General features: G+C 67.3%; 13 protein-coding genes. 4 read left to right on the top strand and 9 right to left on the bottom strand.

Annotated features, from left to right (window positions below; all coding sequences use genetic code 11):
- Positions 1-14: 14 nt before the first annotated feature.
- The 7 genes from moaE to AC07X6_RS19945 form a co-directional block, all read right to left on the bottom strand.
- Positions 15-488, bottom strand: coding sequence for a molybdopterin synthase catalytic subunit MoaE (gene moaE / locus AC07X6_RS19915; protein WP_230541003.1), 474 nt, complete (start codon positions 486-488; stop codon positions 15-17).
- Positions 485-3,064, bottom strand: a complete 2,580-nt coding sequence (locus AC07X6_RS19920; RefSeq protein WP_494792123.1) for a DUF349 domain-containing protein — start codon at positions 3,062-3,064, stop codon at positions 485-487. Before AC07X6_RS19920 ends, moaE begins: the two co-directional genes overlap by 4 nt.
- Before the next feature lie 192 nt (positions 3,065-3,256).
- Positions 3,257-3,898 (bottom strand): hemerythrin domain-containing protein, encoded by a 642-nt coding sequence (locus tag AC07X6_RS19925; protein ID WP_230541005.1) that lies wholly within the window; start codon positions 3,896-3,898, stop codon positions 3,257-3,259.
- Between the two features lie 115 nt (positions 3,899-4,013).
- Positions 4,014-6,680, bottom strand: coding sequence for a bifunctional acetate--CoA ligase family protein/GNAT family N-acetyltransferase (locus tag AC07X6_RS19930; protein ID WP_494792124.1), 2,667 nt, complete (start codon positions 6,678-6,680; stop codon positions 4,014-4,016).
- A gap of 116 nt (positions 6,681-6,796) precedes the next feature.
- The gene (locus AC07X6_RS19935; protein ID WP_494792125.1) at positions 6,797-7,789 is read right to left on the bottom strand and encodes a DUF2804 domain-containing protein; all 993 of its coding nucleotides are present in this window, start codon (positions 7,787-7,789) and stop codon (positions 6,797-6,799) included.
- Positions 7,786-9,069 (bottom strand): winged helix-turn-helix domain-containing protein, encoded by a 1,284-nt coding sequence (locus AC07X6_RS19940; RefSeq protein WP_494792126.1) that lies wholly within the window; start codon positions 9,067-9,069, stop codon positions 7,786-7,788. The genes AC07X6_RS19935 and AC07X6_RS19940 overlap by 4 nt, the downstream gene beginning before the upstream one ends.
- 73 nt (positions 9,070-9,142) lie before the next feature.
- The gene (locus AC07X6_RS19945; protein WP_494792127.1) at positions 9,143-10,504 is read right to left on the bottom strand and encodes a sensor histidine kinase; all 1,362 of its coding nucleotides are present in this window, start codon (positions 10,502-10,504) and stop codon (positions 9,143-9,145) included.
- 166 nt (positions 10,505-10,670) lie between these two features.
- Between AC07X6_RS19945 and AC07X6_RS19950 the strand changes: the two genes are divergently transcribed.
- Positions 10,671-12,815 (top strand): TonB-dependent receptor domain-containing protein, encoded by a 2,145-nt coding sequence (locus AC07X6_RS19950; RefSeq protein WP_494792128.1) that lies wholly within the window; start codon positions 10,671-10,673, stop codon positions 12,813-12,815.
- A 77-nt stretch (positions 12,816-12,892) separates the two neighbouring features.
- Here the strand turns inward: AC07X6_RS19950 and AC07X6_RS19955 are convergent, their stop codons facing one another.
- Positions 12,893-13,561, bottom strand: coding sequence for a response regulator (locus tag AC07X6_RS19955; RefSeq protein ID WP_230541011.1), 669 nt, complete (start codon positions 13,559-13,561; stop codon positions 12,893-12,895).
- Positions 13,562-13,581: 20 nt separating this feature from the next.
- A complete protein-coding gene (locus AC07X6_RS19960) occupies positions 13,582-13,953 on the bottom strand; it encodes a YajD family HNH nuclease (RefSeq protein ID WP_034755042.1) in 372 nt (123 codons plus the stop codon).
- 296 nt (positions 13,954-14,249) lie between these two features.
- On the opposite strand from AC07X6_RS19960, the gene AC07X6_RS19965 reads away from it, so the two are divergent.
- The 3 genes from AC07X6_RS19965 to AC07X6_RS19975 are packed head-to-tail and all read left to right on the top strand — an operon-like array spanning position 14,250 to position 22,326.
- Complete coding sequence (locus AC07X6_RS19965; protein ID WP_494792129.1) at positions 14,250-17,270, top strand: PAS domain-containing protein; 3,021 nt, start codon at positions 14,250-14,252, stop codon at positions 17,268-17,270.
- A gap of 54 nt (positions 17,271-17,324) precedes the next feature.
- Positions 17,325-18,551: an exonuclease SbcCD subunit D C-terminal domain-containing protein gene (locus tag AC07X6_RS19970; protein WP_494792130.1), complete on the top strand. Its 1,227-nt coding sequence runs from the start codon at positions 17,325-17,327 to the stop codon at positions 18,549-18,551.
- Between the two features lie 16 nt (positions 18,552-18,567).
- Positions 18,568-22,326: an AAA family ATPase gene (locus AC07X6_RS19975; RefSeq protein WP_494792131.1), complete on the top strand. Its 3,759-nt coding sequence runs from the start codon at positions 18,568-18,570 to the stop codon at positions 22,324-22,326.
- Positions 22,327-22,329 lie beyond the last annotated feature (3 nt).

The following is a 22,329-nucleotide window of genomic DNA, read 5'->3' on the forward strand; positions in this document are numbered from 1 at the left end:
GGGGCGCGTTCGCTTCAAATGGCGCTTGCTTTTACGGCCCACTTGTCCAGGGCCGTCTCGTCGCTGTCGCGCGCATCGACCCAGCGCGCCCCTTCGGGCGTGTCTTCCTTCTTCCAGAACGGCGCTTCCGTCTTCAGGTAATCGATGATGAATTCGCAGGCGGCAAATGCCTCGCCCCGGTGAGCGGAAGAGACGGCCACCAGCACGATCTGCTCCTGCGGCAGCAAGGGACCCACGCGGTGGATCACCAGCGCGCCGGACAGGGGCCAGCGACCCCGCGCCTGCTCCACGATGGCTTCGATGGATTTCTCCGTCATGCCCGGATAGTGCTCGAGCTCCATGGCGGCCACGTCCAGCCCTTCATTCATGTCGCGCACCGTGCCGACGAAGCCGACGACGGCGCCTACCTTGGGGTTGCCTGCACGCAATTGTGCGATTTCTTGACTCAAGTCAAAATCAGCGTGCTGGACGCGGACGGATGTACTCATTTGGCGTGGCCTCCGATGCGGCGCAGCAGGGTTTCGATGCGGCTGGCCGTGCGCGCATCGGTAGCGGCGGCAATCGCGCACAGCTGCATCAGCTGCGACACTTGCGTGAGCGGCTTCTGGCCCGATTTGAGCGACGATTGCAGCACTTCCACCTGCATTTTCAGGCGGTCGCGGGCAAATTCTGCGCCGCTGTCGACGCCGGCAACGATTTCCAGGCGCAAGACTTCAGCGAGCAAGCGTTCCTGGTTGGCCTGCAATTGCCGCACGTAGGCGGCAGCACCGTCGCCCAGCGCGGCCTGGGCGGCGGCAAAGCGCTGCTGCAGGCTGCGTTCGTACTGGGCGTCGAGCGGCGGCAAGGCGCTCCAGCGCTCGGACCAGCTGGCCGCGTCGGCGCCGTCGCCGCCGTCCGCCAGTGCGGCTTCCAGCGCCTGCACCAGGCGCAGCTTGTCGCGCAAGGCGTTGGCCTGGGCCGCGCCGGCACGCTCGGCGATGGCGTCCGCCTGCGCTTGCACGCCGGCAACAGCCGCTTGGTAGCGCTGCTCGATCTTCGCTTCGCTGGCGCGCGGCACGGGGCCCGTGGCGTTCCAGGTGGCGCGCGTGTCGCGCAGCAAGTGATTGATGAAGGCGCTGCGGGTCTTGTCGTCGCCCTCGGGCACGACGGCCGTTTCCAGGCTGGCGCACAGGGCTTCGCGCGCATGCAGGTGTTCGCGGCGCTCGTGGTCGGCCGCGTGGGCCGTTTCCTTGCGTCTGGCGAAGATATCGTCGCAGGCGGCGCGGAAACGCTGCCACAGCGCCTGTTCCGCGCGGCGTTCCAGCGGCAGGGCTTTCGCCAGTTCCTGCCATTTATCCTGCAAGGCTTTCAGCATGTCGACCGTGTTGCGCTCCGATGGCTTGAGCAGGCCCACCTCGACGATCAATTGCTCGCGGCGCGCCGTCTCGATCTGGCGCTGCGTATCCAGCGGCTTCGACAGGGCGTCCAGCGCGGCGCCAAATTCCGCATCGAGGCGTTTCTTTTCCTTGCGGTCGATGGTGCCCAGGCGCGTCCACGCCTGGCGCAAGCGCTGCGAGGCGGAAGCAACATGTTTCCAGTCGGTACTCTCTTCGGCCGCCAGGGCCGCCGTTTCCGCGATCAGTTCCTGGGCCTTGGCCGCATTGCCGTGGCGCTCTTCGGCCAGTTGCTTGAAATGCTGGGCCGCCGGTGCGTATGCCACGCTGCAGGCGGCGTCGAAACGCTCCCACAGGGACTTCGGCGCGGGGCCGGACAAGGTGTCGAGCGACTTCCAGCGCTCGCGCAGGCTGCCCACTTTCTTGGCCAGCTCGGCCATTGGCAATTGCTGCGCCGGCAATTCCTCGCCCGCCTTAACCAGTTCCTCGCGCGACACGTTGCCGCCCCAGCGCGCCCAGTCGGCCAATTGCTTGAATTGCGCGCGCACATGGGCCAGGCGGTCGGACTGGGCCGGCGTCAAGCGGCCATGCTTGCTATCGCGCAAGGTTTTATCGTGCTCGGACGCCACGTGCAGCAAGCCTTCCTGCAAGGCCGCGTCCATGGCGTCGAGGGTCTTGATGAACTGCTCCGTTGCTTCCTTCGACACGGGGGCGTGTTCCTGGCGCGGCTTGCGCGGCGCCGGTTCCGCATGCGCTGGCGCAGCCACGTCTGCAGCAGGAACGACAGGCGCTGGGGCACTGGCCAGCAGGGCCGCAAATTGCTGCTGCAAGCTGTCGGACAAACTCGATTCGGGCAGGCGCGGCAAGGCTTGCCAGCCACGCTTCAAGGCGTCGGCGTCCAGGGTGGCGGCGTCCTGCGCCTGCCATTCAGCCAGCGCAGCCTGGCGCGCATCGAACACGGCCTGGTGCTGCTGCAGCGCCTGCAAGACGGACTGCGCCTGTTCGCGTGCTTGCGCAAAGTCAAGTTCCAGGTGTTTCGGCAGCGAGCCGCGCTCGGGCGACTGTGCATGCTGCGCATGTTCCGCGTCCAGGCGGGCCAGCGACTGGGCCAGTTCTTCTGCGGACTGGCCATTGCTGGCCAGCGCGCGCATGGCCCCCACGGCGTCGATTACGGCGCGCTGCAGCACCACTTGCGCTTCCAGGCGGGCGGCCAGCGCGGCGCGCGCGGCGGCAAAGGCGGCCGCCAGCTCGGGCGTGGACTTGATGACCTGCCATTGGCGGTCCAGCTCGGCTACCTGGTTGGGGCTCAGCTTGTCATCATTCATCAGGCGCTGGGCCGTATCGATGCTGGCCTGGGCGCGTTGCGTCTCGGCAGCCTGATGACGGATCAGGTCGATACGGCCCTGCATCAGCTTGGCAACGCGGCGGTCCGTGTTGCGCATGGCATGGTGGACTTTTTCCAGCAGGGGCAAGCTATGGACGTGTTCGGCCGCGATCAGGCGGGCATCGGCAAATTCGCTGGACAGGATGAACTCACAGGCGGCGGCTTCGTCGCCCGCCACGGCATGGGCACGCGCAACCTGTTCGGCACGGCGCGATGCGCTCTGCGCCGAGGCGGCGGCCTGTTCTGCCACGACAGGATCGGGGACGGCAGTCTTGCTGGCAGAACGCTTGAAGAGAAATTCGAACATGACGGGTTTCGCGTGGATCAAAACCACCATCATAACAAAGCCCGGGGTATTGCATCGGACAGGGCCGAACAAGTTATCAAATGAATAAAACGAATCTTTTCCCTATATCTTTCCCTATGACAGCTCGCCAGTCACCATTACAAAAACGACGCCGGCAGACTCCGCCTGACGGGGTGTGCGCTCGCTACCCGTTCAAGCCTGCGCACGCAGCGGCTGTGGCGGCACGGGCAACGCGGATGCGGCCTCATCGGCTGCCGTTTCAGCGCCGCCGGTGGCCGGCAAAGGCGCTGGCAAAACAAAGGGCAGCACCTGCGCCTTGCCACGGCGCGCTTCCTGCGCGCGCGCATCGTGGGCGAGGAACTGGTAGGCGATGGCAAACCACGCTTCGCCCACGATGACCTTGCGCGCCAGCGCGAACAGTTCGCGCTCTTCTTTTTCCAGGCGCTGCAGCAGGGCCGCGCAAAAGGCGTCGATGGCGGCGCACAGCTGCTCGGCCTGCAATTCGGAATGGTCGATGGCGGCGCCCGCGCCCTGCTGCACCACATTGATGCTTTCCAGCGCCGCGTGGTTCAGGCCGTTGAGTTCATCAAGCAAGCCATCCGCATGCGGTGCGGCCTGGCGGATGGCGGGAATCAGATACATCTCGACCTTGCGCCAGTAACCGCCCTGGTACAGCCGGTTCAGCCAGTCGCCCGCGTACTGCAGCTGCGCCATGCTGAGCCTGCTCTGCTGGCGCAACTGCACATGCATGTATTTCTGAAAAGCCAGCAGGCTCATGCGGATGCTGGCCTGTTCCACCGACAGGGAAACCAATATATATGTTGCCGTAAGCATGCACTCACTCCCGAAAATACGCTGGATATCTGATCCTGGAAGTGAAAGTGTAAAGACTACCGACAGGGATGGGTTTGATCCTGCACAAACCCGCAGCGAGCCCCCCGCGCTTTTTTTACGGCGCGCGCAAGCCGATATGCAAGTTGACGACGCCAGGCTCTTCCGACGGCGTGACCTCGCCGCCAAAGCTTTTCACCAGCCGCTGCATGCCCTTGTTGCGCGCCATGGCCTCGCCCACCAGCGCTTCCGTGCCGCGGCTGCGGAAGTAGTCGACGAGCTTCTCGAACAGGATATGCCCGAGTCCCTTGCCCTTCAGGGCCGAGCGCACGGCGATGGCGAAATCGGCGTGGATATTGTCCGGGTCGGCCACGGCGCGCACCACGCCCAGGGTTTCCGGCTTGCCGTCCGGCCCCGTGTGCGTGGCGATGAAGGCCATGGCGCGGTCGTAATCGATCTGCGTCAGGCGCGCCAGCTGCGACACGGGCAGTTCGCGCATCGAGGTAAAAAAGCGCAGGCGCACGTCGTCCGGGTCCAGCGCGTGGAACAGGTCCATGTGCTGCGGCGCGTCCTCGGGGCGGATGGGGCGCAGCAGAATCGATTGCCCCATCCACGTCACCTGCTCTTCCAGCTCCTGCGGATACGGGCGGATGGCCAGGCGGTCGCGCTGCTGGCCCGGCTGCAAGCGGATGCGCGCGTCAAGCGCGATCACGCCGTCCGCGTCGGCCACCAGCGGGTTGATGTCGAGTTCGGCCAGCTCGCCGATGTCAGCCACCAGTTCGGCCACCTGGATCAGCGTGTAGCAGATGGCGTCGATGTCGGCCGGCGGCTGGTTGCGGTAGCCGGCCAGCAATTTCGACACGCGCGTGCGCGCCAGCATGTCGCGCGCCAGCACCATGTTCAATGGCGGCAGGCCGATCGCGTGGTCGGCCGTCACTTCCACGGCGATGCCGCCCTGCCCCACCAGAATCACGGGGCCGAAGGCGGCGTCCGTGGTGACGCCGACGATCAATTCATGCGATTGCGGCCGGCGCGCCATCTGCTGCACCGTAAAGCCGTCGATCAGCGCGTCGGGGCGCATGCGGCGCACGCGCTTGAGCATGGCGGCGGCGGCCGTGCGCAGGATGTCGGGCGTGTCGAGGTCGAGCGCCACGCCGCCCACGTCGGATTTGTGGGCGATGTCGGGCGAGTGGATCTTCAGCGCCACCGGGTAGCCGATGTCCGCCGCCACGGCCAGCGCCGCTTCCACGTCGGCCGCCATGCGCGTGGTGGCCACGGGGATGCCGTAGGCGGCCAGAATCTCTTTCGAGCGGCATTCGCCCAGCACCGTCTGGCCGGCCGCCAGCGCGGCGGCGACGATCTCGCGCACCCTGGCGCGGCGCGGCGTGGCCGACATGGGCAGCTGCGCCGGCACCTGCATCAGGGTTTCCTGGTTGCGCCGGTACTGCACGATCTGCATGAAGCCATGCACGGCCTTTTCCGGCGTGTCGTAGGTGGGAATGCCGGCGCGATTAAAAACCTGGCGCGCGGGGGCCACGGTCGTGCCGCCCAGCAGGCACGACAGCACCGTGCGCGAAGTGGCCTTGATCAGCGGCGTGACGGCTTCGGCAATGTCGATCGACGAGACCATGGCCGTGGGCGCGTGCAGCAGCAGCAAGGCGTCCGCCTGCGGCTCGTCGAGCAGGGGCTTGATGGCGTCGGCATAGCGCTGCACGGCCGCGTCGCCGGGCAAGCCGACGGGGTTGTCGTGCGACCAGCCCCGTGGCAAGGCCTTTTCCAGCGCGATCACGGTATCGGGCGACAGTTCGGCCAGCTTGCCGCCGCTGCCCACCAGCGCGTCGGTGGCCATCACGCCCAGGCCGCCGCCGTTGCACAGGATCGCCAGGCGCTCGCCGCGCTGCGAGCGGATGTGCGTGAGCGTTTCCACGGCATCGAACAGTTCTTCGGCCGAATACACGCGCAGCATGCCGGCGCGGCGAATGGCCGCGTCGTAGACGGCGTCGGAGCCGGCCAGCGCGCCCGTGTGCCAGGCAGCCATGGCCGCGCCTTCCGCCTCGCGCCCCGCTTTCAGGACGATGACGGGCTTGCTGCGCGCGGCCGCGCGGGCCGCCGACATGAATTTGCGGGCCGCCTGGATATCTTCCATGTACAGCAGGATGGCGGCCGTGTCGATGTCGCCGGCCAGGTAATCGAGCAGGTCGCCGAAATCGATATCGTAGCTGGCACCGAGCGAAATGAACTTGGAAAAGCCCACGCCGTGCGCGTTGGCCCAGTCGAGCACGCCCGACACCAGCGCGCCCGATTGCGACACGAAGGCGATCTTGCCGGCCGTTGCCCCCACGTGGGCGAAGCTGGCGTTCAAGCCCAGTTTGGGCACCAGCAGCCCCATGCTGTTGGGGCCCAGGATGCGCAGCAAATGCGGTTTGGCCGCCTTCAGCATGGCCATGCGCAGCGACTGCTCGCGCACGGGATCGAGGCCGGACGTCATGACGATGGCCGCGCGCGTGCCCAGCGCGCCCAGTTCGCGGATCAGCGCCGTGATGGTGGCGGGCGGCGTGCAGATGATGGCCAGCTCCGGCGCCTTCGGCAAGTGCGCCAGCTTGCGGTAGCATTTCAGGCCCATCAGCTCGTCGTACTTGGGATTCACGGGCCAGATCTCGCCTTGATATCCCCCGCCCAGCAGGTTGTACAGGGCGATGGCGCCCAGCTTGCGTTCGCGCGCCGTGGCGCCGATCAGGGCCACCGAGGCCGGCTTGAACAGCTTGTCGAGATTACGGATACTCATGTTCTGGCCTCATGGATTGCCGGAGCGGGATTGCCGGAGTGGCTGCGCCAGTGTATAGGATGCGTTGCCAAAAAAATTTGACTTTGCAAAGCGTTTCACGAAAAAACCGCGCGCGCCTACCAGCGCGAGCGGTGGCTTTCCGTCACCCCCGCCAGCTGCGCCACGATGCGCTTGGGCGACTCGGCGCTGGCGCGCACCCAGCCGCTGAAGGTGCCGATGGGCTGGATGTAGCGGCTGGCGGCGATCCACAGGTTTTTATCCTCGCGCCGCGCGCCCTCGGGCTTGAAGTGCAGGTCGAGCAGATCGTCGTCCGTCCACACGTGCCACGGCGCCAGCGGGTTGTCGGGATTGAAGTCGAAATGCGCGCGCCCCAGCGGATACAGCTGGCCATCGAGCCACAGTGCGTTTTCGTGCCCGCCGAAATAGCCGGCCTGCAGGTTGAAACCCAGGTCCAGGCTGTGCGCCGAGGCCCAGCGCCATTCCGTCTCGCGCGCCAGCAAGCCGTTCGAATAGTCGAAGCTGGCCACGCCGTCGTCCAGGCTGTAGCCCATGGCGCCGCAGCGCACCGTGCCCCACAGGGGCAGGCCGCCCGACTTTTGCGTCGCGTGCACGGAACCGCCCTCGCCCACGGGCCCGACGGCCAGCAGGGTGGGCGCCACGGGCGGTCCGAACTCCGCATCGATGCCGAAATGGCCGCAATCGAGCCGCAAACGGTAGCGCTGCTGCGGCAGCGCCTCGATGGAGATCAGGTGCGAGAGGAAGCGGAAACGGCTGCTGGCACCCGCGTGCGGCGCCACCGTGGCGCTCAAGCCCGGCACGCCATCCTGCGAAAAGCTGGCCACGATCTTGCCTTTGTGCCGGTCGAAGGCATACGCGAACGCCGTGCTGGTCCAGCCCAGGTCGACGATGGCCACGCCGCAAAAGATGGCCGGCGTCGACAGCGCCACGTAATGCCAGCGCTTGTGGTGGAACAAGCGCCACAGGGCCCCGCGCGCGTGCGGCGGCGCCAGCGCGGCCCAGTCGAAGGCGCTCAATTGCCCCGTGTAGCGGCCAAAATGGGGCACGCCCTCGGCGTCGAGCAGCGCGGGCGGGGCCGGCGGCAGCATCATGCGGCCTGCCTTGCGGCAGCGCCGCCGTCGTGCAGGGCGGCGGCCAGCTGCACACCAAATAGCGCCGGCTGCGCTTGCGCAATATCAATCTCCGGACACGCATGCCACAGCGCCAGGCGACGCACGGCGCCGGCCACGTCCTGCACCAGGCGGGAGCTGAGGCGCACGCCCTCTTCCAGCGCCAGCGACTTGATTTCGAAGCGGCCCAGTGCGCGGTGCGCCTTGGCGTCCAGCCGTCCCACCAGGGCGCCGCGGCGCAGGATCGGCAGGGTGAAATAGCCATAGCGGCGTTTTTCAGCGGGCGTGTAGCATTCGAGCCGGTAGTCGAAACCGAACAGTTCCAGCGCGCGGCGCCGGTCCCAGACGACGGGGTCGAACGGCGAGAGTATCGTCGTCAGGGTGGGCGCCAGCTTGCCGGCGGCGGCATTGCGCGCCAGCTCCGCGTGATCCGCATGCACGTAAACGGCGTCCAGCCAGCCGTCCACCGTGCAGCGCAGCAGCGCGCCTTCGTCCACCAGCGCCTGCAGATCGTGCGCCAGGCTGGCGCGTGACTGTTTGGTGCGAAAATAATCGCTGATCCAGCCGGCCCGCGCCAGGCCCAGCGCCTTCACGCTGGCCAGCAGCAGGCGGCGGCGCACCTGCTCTTCCGGCGGCAGCAAGCCGTCGTGCCAGCCCGGCAGCACGCGCTCGGCCAGGTCGTAATAGCGCTGGAACTGATGGCGCTTGGCGATCATCAGCACGCCCGACGTAAACAACACTTCGAGCGAGCGCTTTTCCGGTTTCCAGCTCCACCAGCCGCCCGCCTGGCCATCCGTGCGTTCAAAATCGGCCGAGCGCGCGGCGCCGTTGGCGCGGATGTGGTCGAGCACCGACGCGACGGCCTCGCCCTGCTCGGCCATCCATTTGACCGAATACTTCCAGCCCATGGCGGCCGGGTCCAGCATGCGATGGCGGTACAAGCCATAGTCTTCGATGGGCACGAAGCACGCTTCATGCGCCCAGTACTCGAACAGCGCGCCCTCGGCCAGCAATTGCTCCAGCCACGGTTGCGGATAATCTCCCAGCCGGCTCCACAGCACCAGATACGGGCTGCGCGCCACCACGTGGATGGTGTCGATCTGCAGCACGCCCATCTGGCGGATGGCGGCCAGCACGTCGGCCTTCACGGCTTTTTTACGCCGCGCCTGCAGCAAGCCTTGCGCGGCCAGGTGCAGGGCGCGCGCGGCGGCCAGCGGTAGCGGGGGGAGGTCGGGAGGAATGGGCTTGTCTGGGCTGTGCATAACAGAAAGATACCGCATTCCGGACGCGCCTTGTGCGATTTATCGCTACCGGATCGCCCAGCCCGCTGTCACGCTACGCGGCGGGGAACACCACCGTCACGGCCAGCCCCCTGCCCTGCAAGCCGGTGCCCAGGACGATGTCCGCGCCATGCCGCTCGGCGATGCGGCGCACGATGGACAGCCCCAGCCCGCTGCCGGGCAGCTGCGTCGCACTTTCCACCTGCACCAGGCGCACAAAGCGTTCGAACACGCGCGCGTGCCATTCCTCGGCGATGCCCGGCCCCGTATCGGCCACGCGCAGGTAGCTGCGCCCCGCTTCCACGCCGCAGCTGATCTCGACGGCACCCGGCGCCGGCGTGTAGCGCAGCGCATTCTCGACCAGGTTGCGCAGCAGCATATGCAGGCCATCCGCATGCAGCGCGCACGGCGCCGGCGCCATGTGCACGCTCAGCGCCAGTCCGTACGGCGCGGCCAGCGCCTGCCAGGGCGCGGCTTGCTGCGCCAGCAGGTGCGCCAGGTCGCCCGGCGCCAGCCGCATCTCCAGGGCCTGCGGATCGAGCTGCGCCAGCGCCAGCAGCTGGTTGACGAGGCGCGTGGCGCGCTCCACGCTGGCGCCCAGGGCGGCGATGAATTCCTCGCGCTCGTCCGCGCTGCGGGCACGCTGCAGCACTTGCAGATTCGTCTTGATGGCGGCCAGCGGGGTGCGCAGCTCGTGCGCCGCGTCGGCCGTGAAGCGCTGCTCATTGTCGCGGCTGTGCCGCACCCTGCCGAACAGGCGGTTAATTTCCTGCAGCAGCGGATGCAGCTCGGCGGGCGCGCCAGCCAGCCTGACGTCGGCCAGCTCATCGGGCGTGCGCGCCGAGACTTCCTCGGCGCACGCCTGCAGCACGCGAAACACGCGGTGGATGCTCCACCAGATGGCGACGGTGGCCAGCGCCACCAGCAGCAGGCCGAACAGCGCGATGCGGTAAAAGAAGCCGCGGCTGATGTCGTCGCGGTGGCTGGTCGGTTCGGCCACCAGCAGCTGCAGGCTGCGCTGCGGATCCCACAGCGAAAACAGACGCCAGCGCTGGCCGGCTATCGTGGTCCACGACAGGCCATCGGGCGCGCTGCGCGACAGGGCGATGTCGGTCGCCGCGTCATTGCGGTACAGCACGCGCTGCTGCGCGTCGCGCACCTTGAACAGCAGGTATTGGTGGGGATTGCGCTGGCCGCGCAACGGCAGGTCGATGGTTCCCGCCAAGCCATGTTCGCGCACGTCCTTTTCCACCAGCGACAGCAGCAAATGCCCCGTCTCGGTCAGCGACTGGTCGAACAGCTCCTGGCTTTCGCGGCGCGCTTCCACATACACGATGGCGGCGCTGCCCACCCACAGGGCCAGGGTCAGCCCCAGCAGCACGGCCAGCAGGGTGCGCCGCAGCGACCAGGTGTGCACGCCGCCGCCGGCAGTTAAGAATCTCTTAAGAACTTCTGCGCATGATCCGGAGCGAAATATTTTTGGGAAAGCCATGCCTGTAATTGTAAATGATTCTTATTGCTTTCATGATTCCCATTACTTAAACAATACAGACCAATAACTAATCCACCTTCCAGGAGTTTGCATGTCCCACAGCCCCCTCCGCGCGCGCCTGCCGCGCCCCACCACGCTTGCCCTGGCGCTCGCCACCCTGTCCTGGCTGCCGGCCCACGCCCAGACGGGCACGCCTGCCAGCATGCCTGAAGTGGTGGTTTCCGCCTCCGGTTTCGAGCAGGACATCAAGCAGGCGCCGGCCTCGATCACGGTGCTGACGCGTGAAGAACTGTCGAAGGAACGCTTCGGCAACCTGACGCAGGCGCTGGAAAGCGTGGAAGGCATCGACGTGGGCGCGGCGGGCGACAAGACGGGCGGCATGAACATCAGCATCCGCGGCATGCCCAGCGACTACACCCTGGTGCTGATCGACGGACGCCGCCAGAATGCGGCCGGCAACGTCACGCCGAACGGTTTCGGCGGCACGCAGACAAGCTTCATGCCGCCGCTGGCCGCCATCGAGCGCATCGAGATCATCCGCGGCCCCATGTCGACCCTGTACGGCTCGGACGCCATGGGCGGCGTGATCAACATCATCACGCGCAAGGTGGGCAAGCAGTGGATGGGCTCCGTCTCGGCCGACTACACCGTGCAGCAGGAATCGGACTTCGGCGACGTGAAAAGCGGCCGCTTCTACCTGAGCGGCCCCATCGCCACCGACCTGCTGGGCCTATCCCTGCGCGGCAGCAAGCAGCGCCGCGACGCGGCCGACATCCGCTACAGCGACGCGGCCGGCGCGGAAGTCACCCCGAACATGGGCGCCAATCCCGTGCGCGCGGACATCGACAACTTCGGCGCGCGCCTGGCCTTCACGCCAAACCGCCACCACACCGTCATCCTCGACGCCGACGCGGGCCGCCAGACCTACGACAATTCGAAGAAGCAGCTGGGCACCCTGGGCTTGCAGGGCGGCTACGGTCCCGAGCAGAAATACAACCGCGACCAGTGGACCCTGTCGCACACGGGCCGCTTCGGCTTCGGCACCCTCGACAGCAGCTACATGGTGAACAAGACGGAAACCCTGGGCCGCACGATTCCGCCTGGCACGCCGGGCGCCGTCGCCGGCAGCGCGCGCACGCTGGAAGTGGAAAGCCAGGTGTTCGACACCAAATTGGTCATGCCTTTGAGCAAACACATGGCGACCGTCGGCGCGCAATGGTGGAAAGCGGACATGACGGACGGCGTGGCGCCAAAGAAATTCGAATTCACGCAAAAAGCCCTGTTCCTGGAAGACGAATGGCAGGTGCTGGAGAATCTCGCGCTGACCTTCGGCGCCCGTTATGACGATCACAGCATCTTTGGCGGCCAGACCAGCCCGCGCGCGTATGCCGTGTGGAACGCGACGCCGAGCTGGACCGTCAAGGGCGGCGTCAGCAAGGGCTACAAGACGCCGCGCGTGGAACAATTGTCGCCAGGCATCAACGGTTTCGGCGGCCAGGGCACGATCCCGCTCGTCGGCAGCCCGAACCTGAAGCCGGAAACGAGCACGACGGCGGAAATCGGCGCCTACTTCGACAACCTGGCCGGCTGGACCGCCAGCGGCACCGTGTTCAACAATACATTCAAGGACAAGATCACGACGGGCACGGGCCTCGTCAATTGCAGTTACCGTCCGTCGCCGAACCGTCCCGGCTGCGTCAGCTTCGGCAACTGGCCCAACGTCGATGCCTTTGGCCAATCCGTCAACGTGGATGAGGCCGTCACCCGCGGCGTCGAACTGAACACGCGCTTCCCGCTGGGCAAAACCTTGTCGGCCAGCGCCAACTACACGTACACGGAAAGCGAACAGAAGAGCGGCAGCAATGCGGGCAAACCGCTGAGCGACACGCCCAAGCACGCCGTCAACGCCCGTTTGAGCTGGGATATCTCGCGCGCATGGAATGGCTGGCTGCGCGCCGAGTACCGCAGCGAGCGCTTCCGCGATCCAGGCACCTCGGCTTCCACGCGCGCCGCCAAGGCCGCGCTGGGCGACTACAAGGGCTACACCATGCTGCACCTGGGCAGCAGTTACCAGCTGAACCAGCGCGTCACCCTGAACGCGGCCGTGTACAACCTGCTCAACAAGGACTTCATCGACTACCAGCCGTACCGCGCACCGGCCTTGAACTACGCCAACCGCTACGTCAACAGCCTGGACGGACGCCGTCTGTGGCTATCGGCCAGCGTCGATTTCTGACGATGTAAGGTCTGATGATGTAAGGCGTCATCCGCGTCAACATCGAACGGGCTGCCTCAGGGTAGCCCGTTTTTTCATCAAGCCGTTTGCGCTTTATCAATGCAATAGCCGATCGCATGCACCGTGCGTATCAAGTCCCGCCCCAGCTTCTTGCGCAGGTGGTGGATGTGCACTTGCACGGCATTGCTTTCCACCTCGCCGCCCCAGCTGTACAGGTTTTTTTCCAGCTGTTCCCGGCTCAGCACGCGTCCGCCGTGTTCCAGCAGCAGTTGCAGGATGCGGAATTCCTTCACCGTCAAGGTCACGGGCACGCCCCCTTGCGTCACCTGCCGGTCCGCGATGTCAAGCACCAGGTCGCCGTGCACGAGGTGCTCGCGCAGGCGGCCCGCGGCGCGGCGGCAGGCGCTGCGGATGCGGGCGGCCAGCTCGTCGAGGTCGAACGGTTTCACGATGAAGTCGTCGGCGCCCGCGTCCAGGCCGGCGATGCGCTCGCCCACCTGGTCGCGCGCCGTGACGACCAGCACGGCGCCGCTGTAGCCGTTATCGCGCAGCACACCCAGCGCCTGCATGCCGTCCTGCCCCGGCAAGCCCAGGTCGAGCAGGATGCAGGCATAGTCGTGCAGGCGCACGGCCGTGTGCGCATGTTCGGCGCTCGTGACCCAGTCGACGGCGTAGCCGCCCTGTTCCAGGCCGATCTGCGTGGCGCGGCCCAGCTGCGGGTCGTCTTCGGTCAGCAGGATGCGCATGGGAAAGCGGCGCGGCCCGCTCAGTCCTTTTTCTTGATCAGGCCGGCCAGCGCGGCGAACGGATTGTGCGTGGCGGGCGCCACCTCGGCCGACAGCAGGCCGGCGCCACGATCCGCTTCCAGGTAGCGCGAGTGCTCATTGTCGTGGCAATACAGACACAGCAGTTCCCAGTTGCTGCCATCGGGCGGATTGTTGTCGTGGTTATGGTCGCGGTGGTGCACCGTCAGCTGCTGCACGTTGGCACGCGTAAATTCGCGCATGCAGCGGCCGCACACCCACGGATACATCTTCAGCGAGCGCTCGCGGTAGCCGCTCTCGCGCTGGTCGGCGGCGCGGCGCGCTTCGGCCACGATCTTGTCCAGTCTTGCCGCGTCGGGCTTTTTACTCTGCATGACAACTTTCGATATGGGAGGAAGAAGCCACCATTTTAATGAGGATGCAAGCCGAATTGTACTTTTTCTGCCACTCGCCACGCCCGTGCCGGCAGCATGGCGCTTTTTTTAGCATGCGCAGCGCCACGCATGTTTGATTTAACGCAGAATTAACGCAGAATAGGATCAGCGACAGACTACGAACGGACGGTGGGGAGCAGCAACAGGGCGCAGCGCAAGCGGGCCGATTCGGCTATCATGCGCGCCACGCCGCTCCTCCACGTTCCCCTTTTCATCAATCTAGCCTGCAAGCGCCCGTGATAGCGATAACAAGACCCCTGCAACGCCTTGCCCGCCGCCTGTACCGTCTCAGCCTGGTGCCCCTGTTCGCGCTCATCCTGCTGCTGGCGCTGTGGGCGGCCGTCTTGTACCAGGTGGGCCAGGAGCGGGCCAGCGCCGTGCGCGACGCCGTGGCCGTCAGCCAGTCGCTGGCGCGTACCCTGGCCGACCACACCAGTTTCACCTTGCGCCAGACGGATCACGCGACGCAATTGTTCAAGCTCAAATACGAGGAAACGGACGGCGCCCTGCGCCTGAATGAATTCACGCGCCGCCAGGGCCTGCTCGACAGCGTGCTGCCGTCGAAGCTGGCATTGCCGATCGCGCTCGTCGACGCGCACGGCAACGTGATCGACAGCGCCAACGCGTATTTGCCGGAAAACCTGGCCAGCCAGCCGTTTTTCAGGGCGCTGGCCGCGAATGCGTCCGACACGGCGCTGGTCGACACGCCCATGCTGGACGCGGGCAGCAAGCACTGGACCATCCGCCTGGCACGCCGCCTGAACGATGCGCAGGGCCGCTTTGCCGGCGCCATCGTCATCCACGTCGACCCCACGTATTTTGTCGACGATTACGACCGCCTGAACCTCGACGAACAGGGCGCGCTGATGCTGGTGGCGCGCGACAGCGGCCTGACGGTGGGGCGCATCGGCGAGCAATTGATCCTCAGCGACCGCATCGACTTCCGCATGCCGGGACCGCCGCAGCACGCGCCCGAGGAACTGCTGATCGAGCCGCCCGTCGACGCGACGGCGCGCATCTACAGCTACCGCGAGCTGCCGCGCTACCCGCTGCTGGCCGTGGTGGGCGTGAGCAGTGCCGTCGCCCTGGCCCGCTTCGAACACCGCCGCCTGGCGTATGTCGGCGCGCTGCTCGCCGCCAGCGTGCTCATCGCCGGCTTTACGGCCCTGCTGATGCGCCAGAGCGCGCGCCTGCGCCGCAGCATCCGCCAGGCCACGGAAACGCAAGCCTTGCTGCGCGCGGCACACCAGGGCAGCCTCGATGCCGTGCTGCTGCTGAAAGCCTGGCGCCCCGCGCCGGGCAAGCCGGTGGAAGACTTCATCTTCGCCGACGTCAACGAGCGGGCCGCCGACATGCTAGGCAAGCCGCGCTCGGAACTATTGGGGCAGCGCGTGCTGCCGCGCGTGCCGCTGCTGCGCGGCGAGCGCTTTTTCAAGCGCTTCGTGCTGGTGATGGAAACGGGCCAGCCGCTGGAAGATGAATTCGAGCTGAAACTGGCCTCGGGCGGCACGCGCTGGCTGCGCCACCAGGTGGTGCCGATCGCCGACGGCGTGGCCGTCACCTCGCGCGACATCAGCGCGCGCAAGCACGACGAACTGGCGCTGCAGGACAACCGCAGCTTCCTGCAGTCGCTGATCGACCATTTGCCCGTGCTGGTGTACGTGAAAAGCGCGCGCCCGGAAAACTTCGGCCGGATGGAAGTGTGGAACAAGGCGGCCGAGGATATCACCGGCCACCTGGCCGCCGACGTCATCGGCAAGACCGATTGCCAGGCCTTTCCGCCCGGCTTTGGCCTGCACGATGCCGAGGACGACCGCGCCATCCTGGCCGAACGGGGCGTCATCGACCATACGGAAAAGCCGCTGCGCCTGCTTGACGGCAGCCTGCGCTACCTGCGCGCCGTCTCCGTGCCCGTGTTCGACGAGCGCCAGCAGGTCGAACATATCCTGTGCATCGCCGAGGATATCTCGCAGCGCCGCCAGCAGGAACTGGAACTGCGCCAGAAACAGGCCGAACTGGCCGCCGTCAACGACGCCTCGCCGCTCGGGCTGGTGCGCCTGGACCGCCAGCGCCGCTGCACCTACGTCAACCGCACCTTCGAAGCCATCACGGGCCTGCCGCGCGCCGCCGCCCTGGGCGCCGGCTGGACCAGCGCCCTGCACCCGGACGACTACCCGCTGATGCACGTGGCGCTGGAACAGCTCACGCGCAGCCACGCGCCATTCCAGTCCACCCTGCGCTGCCTGCAGCGCGACGGCAGGCTGGTGTGGGTCTCCGTCAAAATTGCCCCCATCCTCATCGACGGCAGCATCGAAGGCTACGTGGGCAGCCTGGACGACATCACCACCTTGCGCGAATCGGAAGTGGCGCTGCTGGAAAGCGAAGCACGGCTGCGCACCATCGCCGACACCCTGCCGGCCATGATCGCCTACATCGACGCCGACCAGGTCTACCGCTTCCTGAACATCGCGTACGAACGCGAATTCGGCCTGACGGGCCGCCAGGTGCTGGGCAAGAGCGTGCGCGACACCGTGGGCGAGGCGCGCTACGGCACGGTGGCGCCATATATCGAGCGCGTGCTGGCCGGCGAAACCCTGAGTTTTGAAGAGGAAGATGAAAAGGAAGGCATCGAGCGCTGCATGGAGGTGATCTACATCCCGCAGATCGGCGAAGACAAGCTGCAGGTGGTGGGTTTTCACGTGATGCGCCAGGATATCACCGTGCAAAAGCGCGAAAAGCAGCGCCTGCTGAAACTGGCCCAGGTCGACGCGCTGACGGGGCTGTCGAACCGCGCCGGCTTCCAGCAGAAACTCAGCGACGCCATGCACGCCAGCCGCCAGCAGCAGCGCCTGATGGCCGTCATGTACATGGATATCGACCGCTTCAAGCCCGTCAACGACACGCACGGCCACGGCACGGGCGACGCCCTGCTGCGCGCCTTCGCCCAGCGCCTGACGCAAACCATGCGCGCCACCGACATCATCGCCCGCCTGGGCGGCGACGAATTCACCATCATCATGGAACAGATCGCCCGCCCCGACGACGCGGCCGTGCTGGCCGAAAAAATCGTCGCCGCCATGCGGCAGCCGTTCGAACTCGACGGCATCAGCGTGCGCATTTCCGCCAGCATCGGCCTGGCCTTCTACCGCGACGAAGACATTTCTCCCGCCGTGCTGCTGCAGCGGGCCGACGTGCTGCTGTACCAGGCCAAGCAGGATGGGCGCAATACTTATCGCGCAGGCGTGCTGACGGCGTGAGACAGGCGCCATTCCTGCTATATTGGCGCCTGTCTTCCCTACCCTTGCCCCACCATGCGCCTGCTGCACACTTCCGACTGGCATCTGGGCCAGACCCTGCACAATTTTGAAAGGGGCTACGAACACCAGCGCTTCCTCGACTGGCTGCTCGACACGCTCGTGGCCGAGCAGGTCGACGTGCTGCTCGTCGCCGGCGACGTGTTCGACAATGCCAATCCTTCCGCCGCGTCGCAGAAGCAGTTATATGTCTTCCTGCAGCAGGCGCGCGCGCGCCTGCCCGCGCTGCAGCTCGTCGTCGTCGCCGGCAACCACGATTCGGCGGGACGGCTGGAAGCGCCCGGCCCCCTGCTGGCCGCGCATGGCACCCACGTGATCGGCCATTTGCTGCGCGGCGACGATGGCCAGATCGACCTGGAACGCCTGCTGCTGCCGCTCACCGGCAGCGATGGCCAGGTACAGGCCTGGTGCCTGGCCGTGCCTTTTCTCCGCCCTGGCGATGTGCCGAAACTGCCGGCCGGCGACACGCAGGACGCCTACCTGGGCGGCATCGCCCTGCTGTACCGCCAATTGACCGACCTGGCGCTGGCGCGCCGCCGGCCCGGGCAAGCCATCATCGCCATGGGCCACTGCCACATGGTGGGCGGCGAAATGTCGAACGATTCCGAACGCCGCATCGTCATCGGCGGCACGGAAATGCTGCCATCGGGGATCTTCGATACGTCCATCGCGTATGCGGCGCTGGGCCATTTGCACAAGGCGCAGGCCGTGGGCGGCCAGGAACGCATCCGCTATTGCGGCAGCCCGATCCCCCTGTCGTTCGCCGAAGTAAACTACCGCCACCAGGTGCTGTGCCTCGACATCGACGGCGAGCAGTTACGCGAGGTGCGCGCCATCGCCGTGCCGCGCGCCGTGCCCCTGCTGCGCGTGCCGGCCACCCCGGCGCCCATCGCCGAAGTGCTGGAACAGCTGGCCGCCCTCGACGTGCCGGACGCACCGGCCGAAGCGCAGCCGTTCCTGGAAGTGCGCGTGCGCCTCGATGCGCCCGAACCGGGCCTGCGCACGCGCATCGAAACGGCGCTCGACGGCAAGAGCGTGCGCCTGGCGAAGATCGAAACGTCGAGCGCCGCGCGCGGCAGCGCCCCCGAAAACATGACACTCGACCAATTGGGCCAGCTGCAGCCCGACGACATCTTCCGCCGCCTGTACCAGCAAAAATACGCGAAAGAAGCGCCGCCAGAACTCCTCTCGGCCCTGGCCGAACTGCTGCTGCCTGGCGCCTGAGCGTACCTGAAAAACCATGAAAATACTGAAAATCAGCGGCAAGAACCTGGCTTCGCTGGCCGGCGAATTTGAAGTCGACTTCCAGCAGGAGCCGCTGGCGTCATCCGGCCTGTTCGCCATCAGCGGCCCCACGGGCGCGGGCAAGAGCACCCTGCTCGACGCCCTGTGCCTGGCCCTGTACGACGCCACGCCGCGCCTGCTGAAAGTGCTGGGCCGGGGCAGCGCCCTGCCCGACGTGGGCAAGGAAACCGTCAACGCGCAGGATACGCGCACCCTGCTGCGCCGTGGCACGCCCGAAGGTTACGCGCAGGTGGACTTTGTCGGCAACGACGGCGCAAGCTACCGCGCGCGCTGGAGCGTGCGCCGCTCGCGTACCAAGGCGGAAGGCGCGCTGCAGGCGACCGCCATGAGCTTGCACCAGCTGCCCGCGCTGCAACCCATCGGCGGCACCAAGACGGAGGTGAAGGAAGAGATCGAAAAACGCATCGGCCTGTCCTTCGACCAGTTTACGCGCGCCGTGCTGCTGGCGCAGAACGAGTTTTCCACCTTCCTGAAAACGGAAGACAATGAGCGGGGCGAATTGCTGGAAACCCTGACGGGCAGCAGCATGTATACGGACATTTCCATGCGCGCCTTCGAGCGGGCAAAGAAGGAAAAGCAGGTTCTCGAACGCCTGGGCGAAAAACTGGCCGATCAGCGGCCATTGTCGCCGGAAGAACGTGCTGAAACGGCAACGCTGGGTGAGGCCGCCGAAGCGGCCCTGCACACCATCGACCTGCGCAAGAGCGTGCTGGAACTGCAGCAGCGCTGGCACCAGGAGACGCACAAGCTGCAAAGCCAGGCGACGGCCGCGCAAGAGGCGCTGGACGGCGCGGATGCCGAACGCGCCGCCGCCGAAGAACGCCGCGCGGCGCTGGCGCAGTGGGAATTGCTGCAGCCGGCGCGGCCCCTGATCGACGGCGTGGCGCGCCTGGCCAGCGACATCGCCGGCACGGGCGCCGCGCTGGAAGCGTCGCGCGCGCAGGCCGCGCAAGCCATCGCCAGCGAAGCGCAGCTGGCGCAGGCCGTGCAGCAAGCGGCAGCGGCCTTGCAGGCCAGGGAAGCGGCGCAGCGCGATGCGGCGCCCCAGCTCGACCGGGCCAAGGCGCTCGACGCGGGCTTGGCGGCACAGGTGCCCGTGCACCGCCAGGCGCAAGACGGCGCCTTGGCCGCCGACCAGGCCAACGAAGCGGCGCGCGCCGCGCTGCACGCGCTGCAGCAGCGCCAGCACGCCGCGCTGGCGGAACAGGAAACGGGCCGCCAGTGGCTGGCATCGCACCAGCAATGGCAGGCGCTGGCGCAATCGTGGCAGTTGTGGGATCAATTGTTTGCCCAGGCCGGGCAAGCGGCCGCGCAAGCCGATGCGGCCGACGCCAGCTTGGCCGAGTCAAGACAGCAACTGCGCCAGGCCTCGGACGCCACGCAGGCGGCGCAAGCGGCGCTGGCCAGCGCGGCCGCCGTCCTGGCCGTGCGCGAGGCGGAACGGCGCGAGGCGCAAACGGCCGTGCAAGCCATCGATGGCCAAGGGCTGCAGGAACAGCGCGGCCAGCTGGAGACGCACGCGCGCACGTTGACCAGCGCGGAAAAGACCTGGAACGAACTGGCGCGCCAGCAGCAGGCGCTGGCGCACTGGCAAGCCAGGGCGGCCCAGCTGGCGCAGGCCGCGCAGACGGAAAGTACGGCATTGGCGGCGGCAGCGGCGCAAACGCCGCTGCTGGAAGCGCGCCTGGCGCAGGCGGAAAAATCCTTGAAAGGGGCGGAAGCGGCATGCGCGGCCAGCGTCGAGCAGCTGCGCGCCAATTTGCAGGACGAGCAGCCCTGCCCCGTCTGCGGCGCGCTGGAACACCCGTACAGCCACGCCGACCACGCCTTGCAGGCGATGCTGGCCAGTTTGCAGGATGAAGTGCTGGCTTGCCGCACGCAGGCGCGCGGCAATCTGGAGCGGTTGGCCACGCACAAGGCGGCGCTGGCCGCGACGGCGCGCGAACAGGCGCAAACGGATGCCGAGCTGGCGGCCCTGCCGCCCGCCATCGACAGCTTGCTCGCACAGTGGCAGCCGCATGCCGACACCCTGCAGCTGCCGCCCGAAAACCAGCGCGCGGACTGGTTCGCGCGGCAGCTGGCGGCCAATGCGGCCGGTTTGCAGGCGCTGGCGCAGCAGGAAACGGCGCTGCGCCAGGCCGGCGCGCGGCGCGAGCAGGCGCAGGCGGCGCACGAACTGGCGTCCAGCGAGCACGCGCGCTGCACAAGCGCCGTCGCCGAGGCGCAGGCGCGGCTGGCGCAGCTGCAAGCGCAGCAAGCGGGCAACGCCGACAAGGGCGAGACGGCGCGCGCCGCGCTCGATGCCTTGCTGGCGCAGCTCGATGGCGCGTTTGCCGACGCCGATGGCGCCGAGGACTGGAAAGACGGCTGGCGCGCCGGCCCGGCCGCCTTCCGCGCGGCGCGTGAAACGGAAAGCCGGCAATGGCTGAAACAGCAGGCGGACCAGGACCACCGCGGCCACGCGCTGGCGACCCTGGCAGCGCAGCTGGAAGCTGCACTGCTGGCCGCCGCCAAGGCGCAGCAAGCGGCGCAGGAAGCCCACGCCGCCTTTGCCGCCGCCGACAAGCAGCGCACGGCAATGCAGGCGGAACGCCACGCGCTATGGCAAGGCCGGAGCGTGGCCGAGGTCGAGCGCGCACTGGCAGGCGCCATCGCGGCAGCCAGGGAGCTGCTGGCGCGGCAGCAAACGGCGGCGCAATCGGCCAGCCAGCAGCGCACGCGCCTGGAAGAAGCATGCGCGCAGCTTGCCCAGCGCGTGGCCGTCCTGCGTGAACAGGAACACGGCGCCAGCGCCGCCCTGCACGACTGGCTGCGCCAGTTCCAGAATGCCCATCCGGCCCATGCGCCCGCCGACATGGACGCCTTGCGCGCGCGCCTGGCTGTCTCCGTGGAGACCATGCGCGCCGAACGCGACGCCCTGCAAGCGATCGCCGACCGCCACACGGCGGCCGTCTCCGTGCTGGCCGAGCGCCGGCAGCAGCTGGCGGCGCATGTGCAGCAGCCGCCGGAGACCCTGGAAATGGACGAGGCGGCGCTGCAGGATGCGCTCGATGCGCTGCTGCTGGAACGCCAGGCTGCCAACCAGGAAGCGACGCGCCTGCGCCTGGCCATCGCGCAGGACGACGCGCGGCGCCACGGTGCGCAAGCGATGCTGGCGCAGATCGAGGCGCAAGCCGTCATCGAGCGGCGCTGGGCCAGCCTGAATGAACTGATCGGCTCGGCCGACGGCAAGAAATTCCGCAACTACGCGCAGCAATTCACCCTGGAAGTGCTGCTCGGCTATGCCAACGCGCACCTGAACCACCTGGCGCGCCGCTATCAGCTCGAACGCATCGACAACCCGAACAATCCGTCGCTGGGCCTGATGGTGCGCGACCAGGACATGGGCGGCGAGCTGCGCTCCGTGCATTCGCTGTCGGGCGGCGAATCGTTCCTCGTCTCGCTGGCCCTGGCGCTGGGCCTGGCCTCGCTGTCCTCGAACCGGGTGCGCGTGGAGTCGCTGTTCATCGACGAGGGCTTCGGCAGCCTGGACACGGAAACCCTGCGCGTGGCCATGGATGCGCTCGACGGCTTGCAAGCGATGGGCCGCAAGGTGGGCGTCATCTCGCACGTCCAGGAAATGACGGAGCGCATCGCCACCCGCATCCTCGTGCAGCCGGGTTCGGGCGGCAGGAGCGTGGTGACGGTGCGCTAGGTC

This window comes from Janthinobacterium sp. GW460-12-1-14-LB5 (assembly GCF_059423585.1).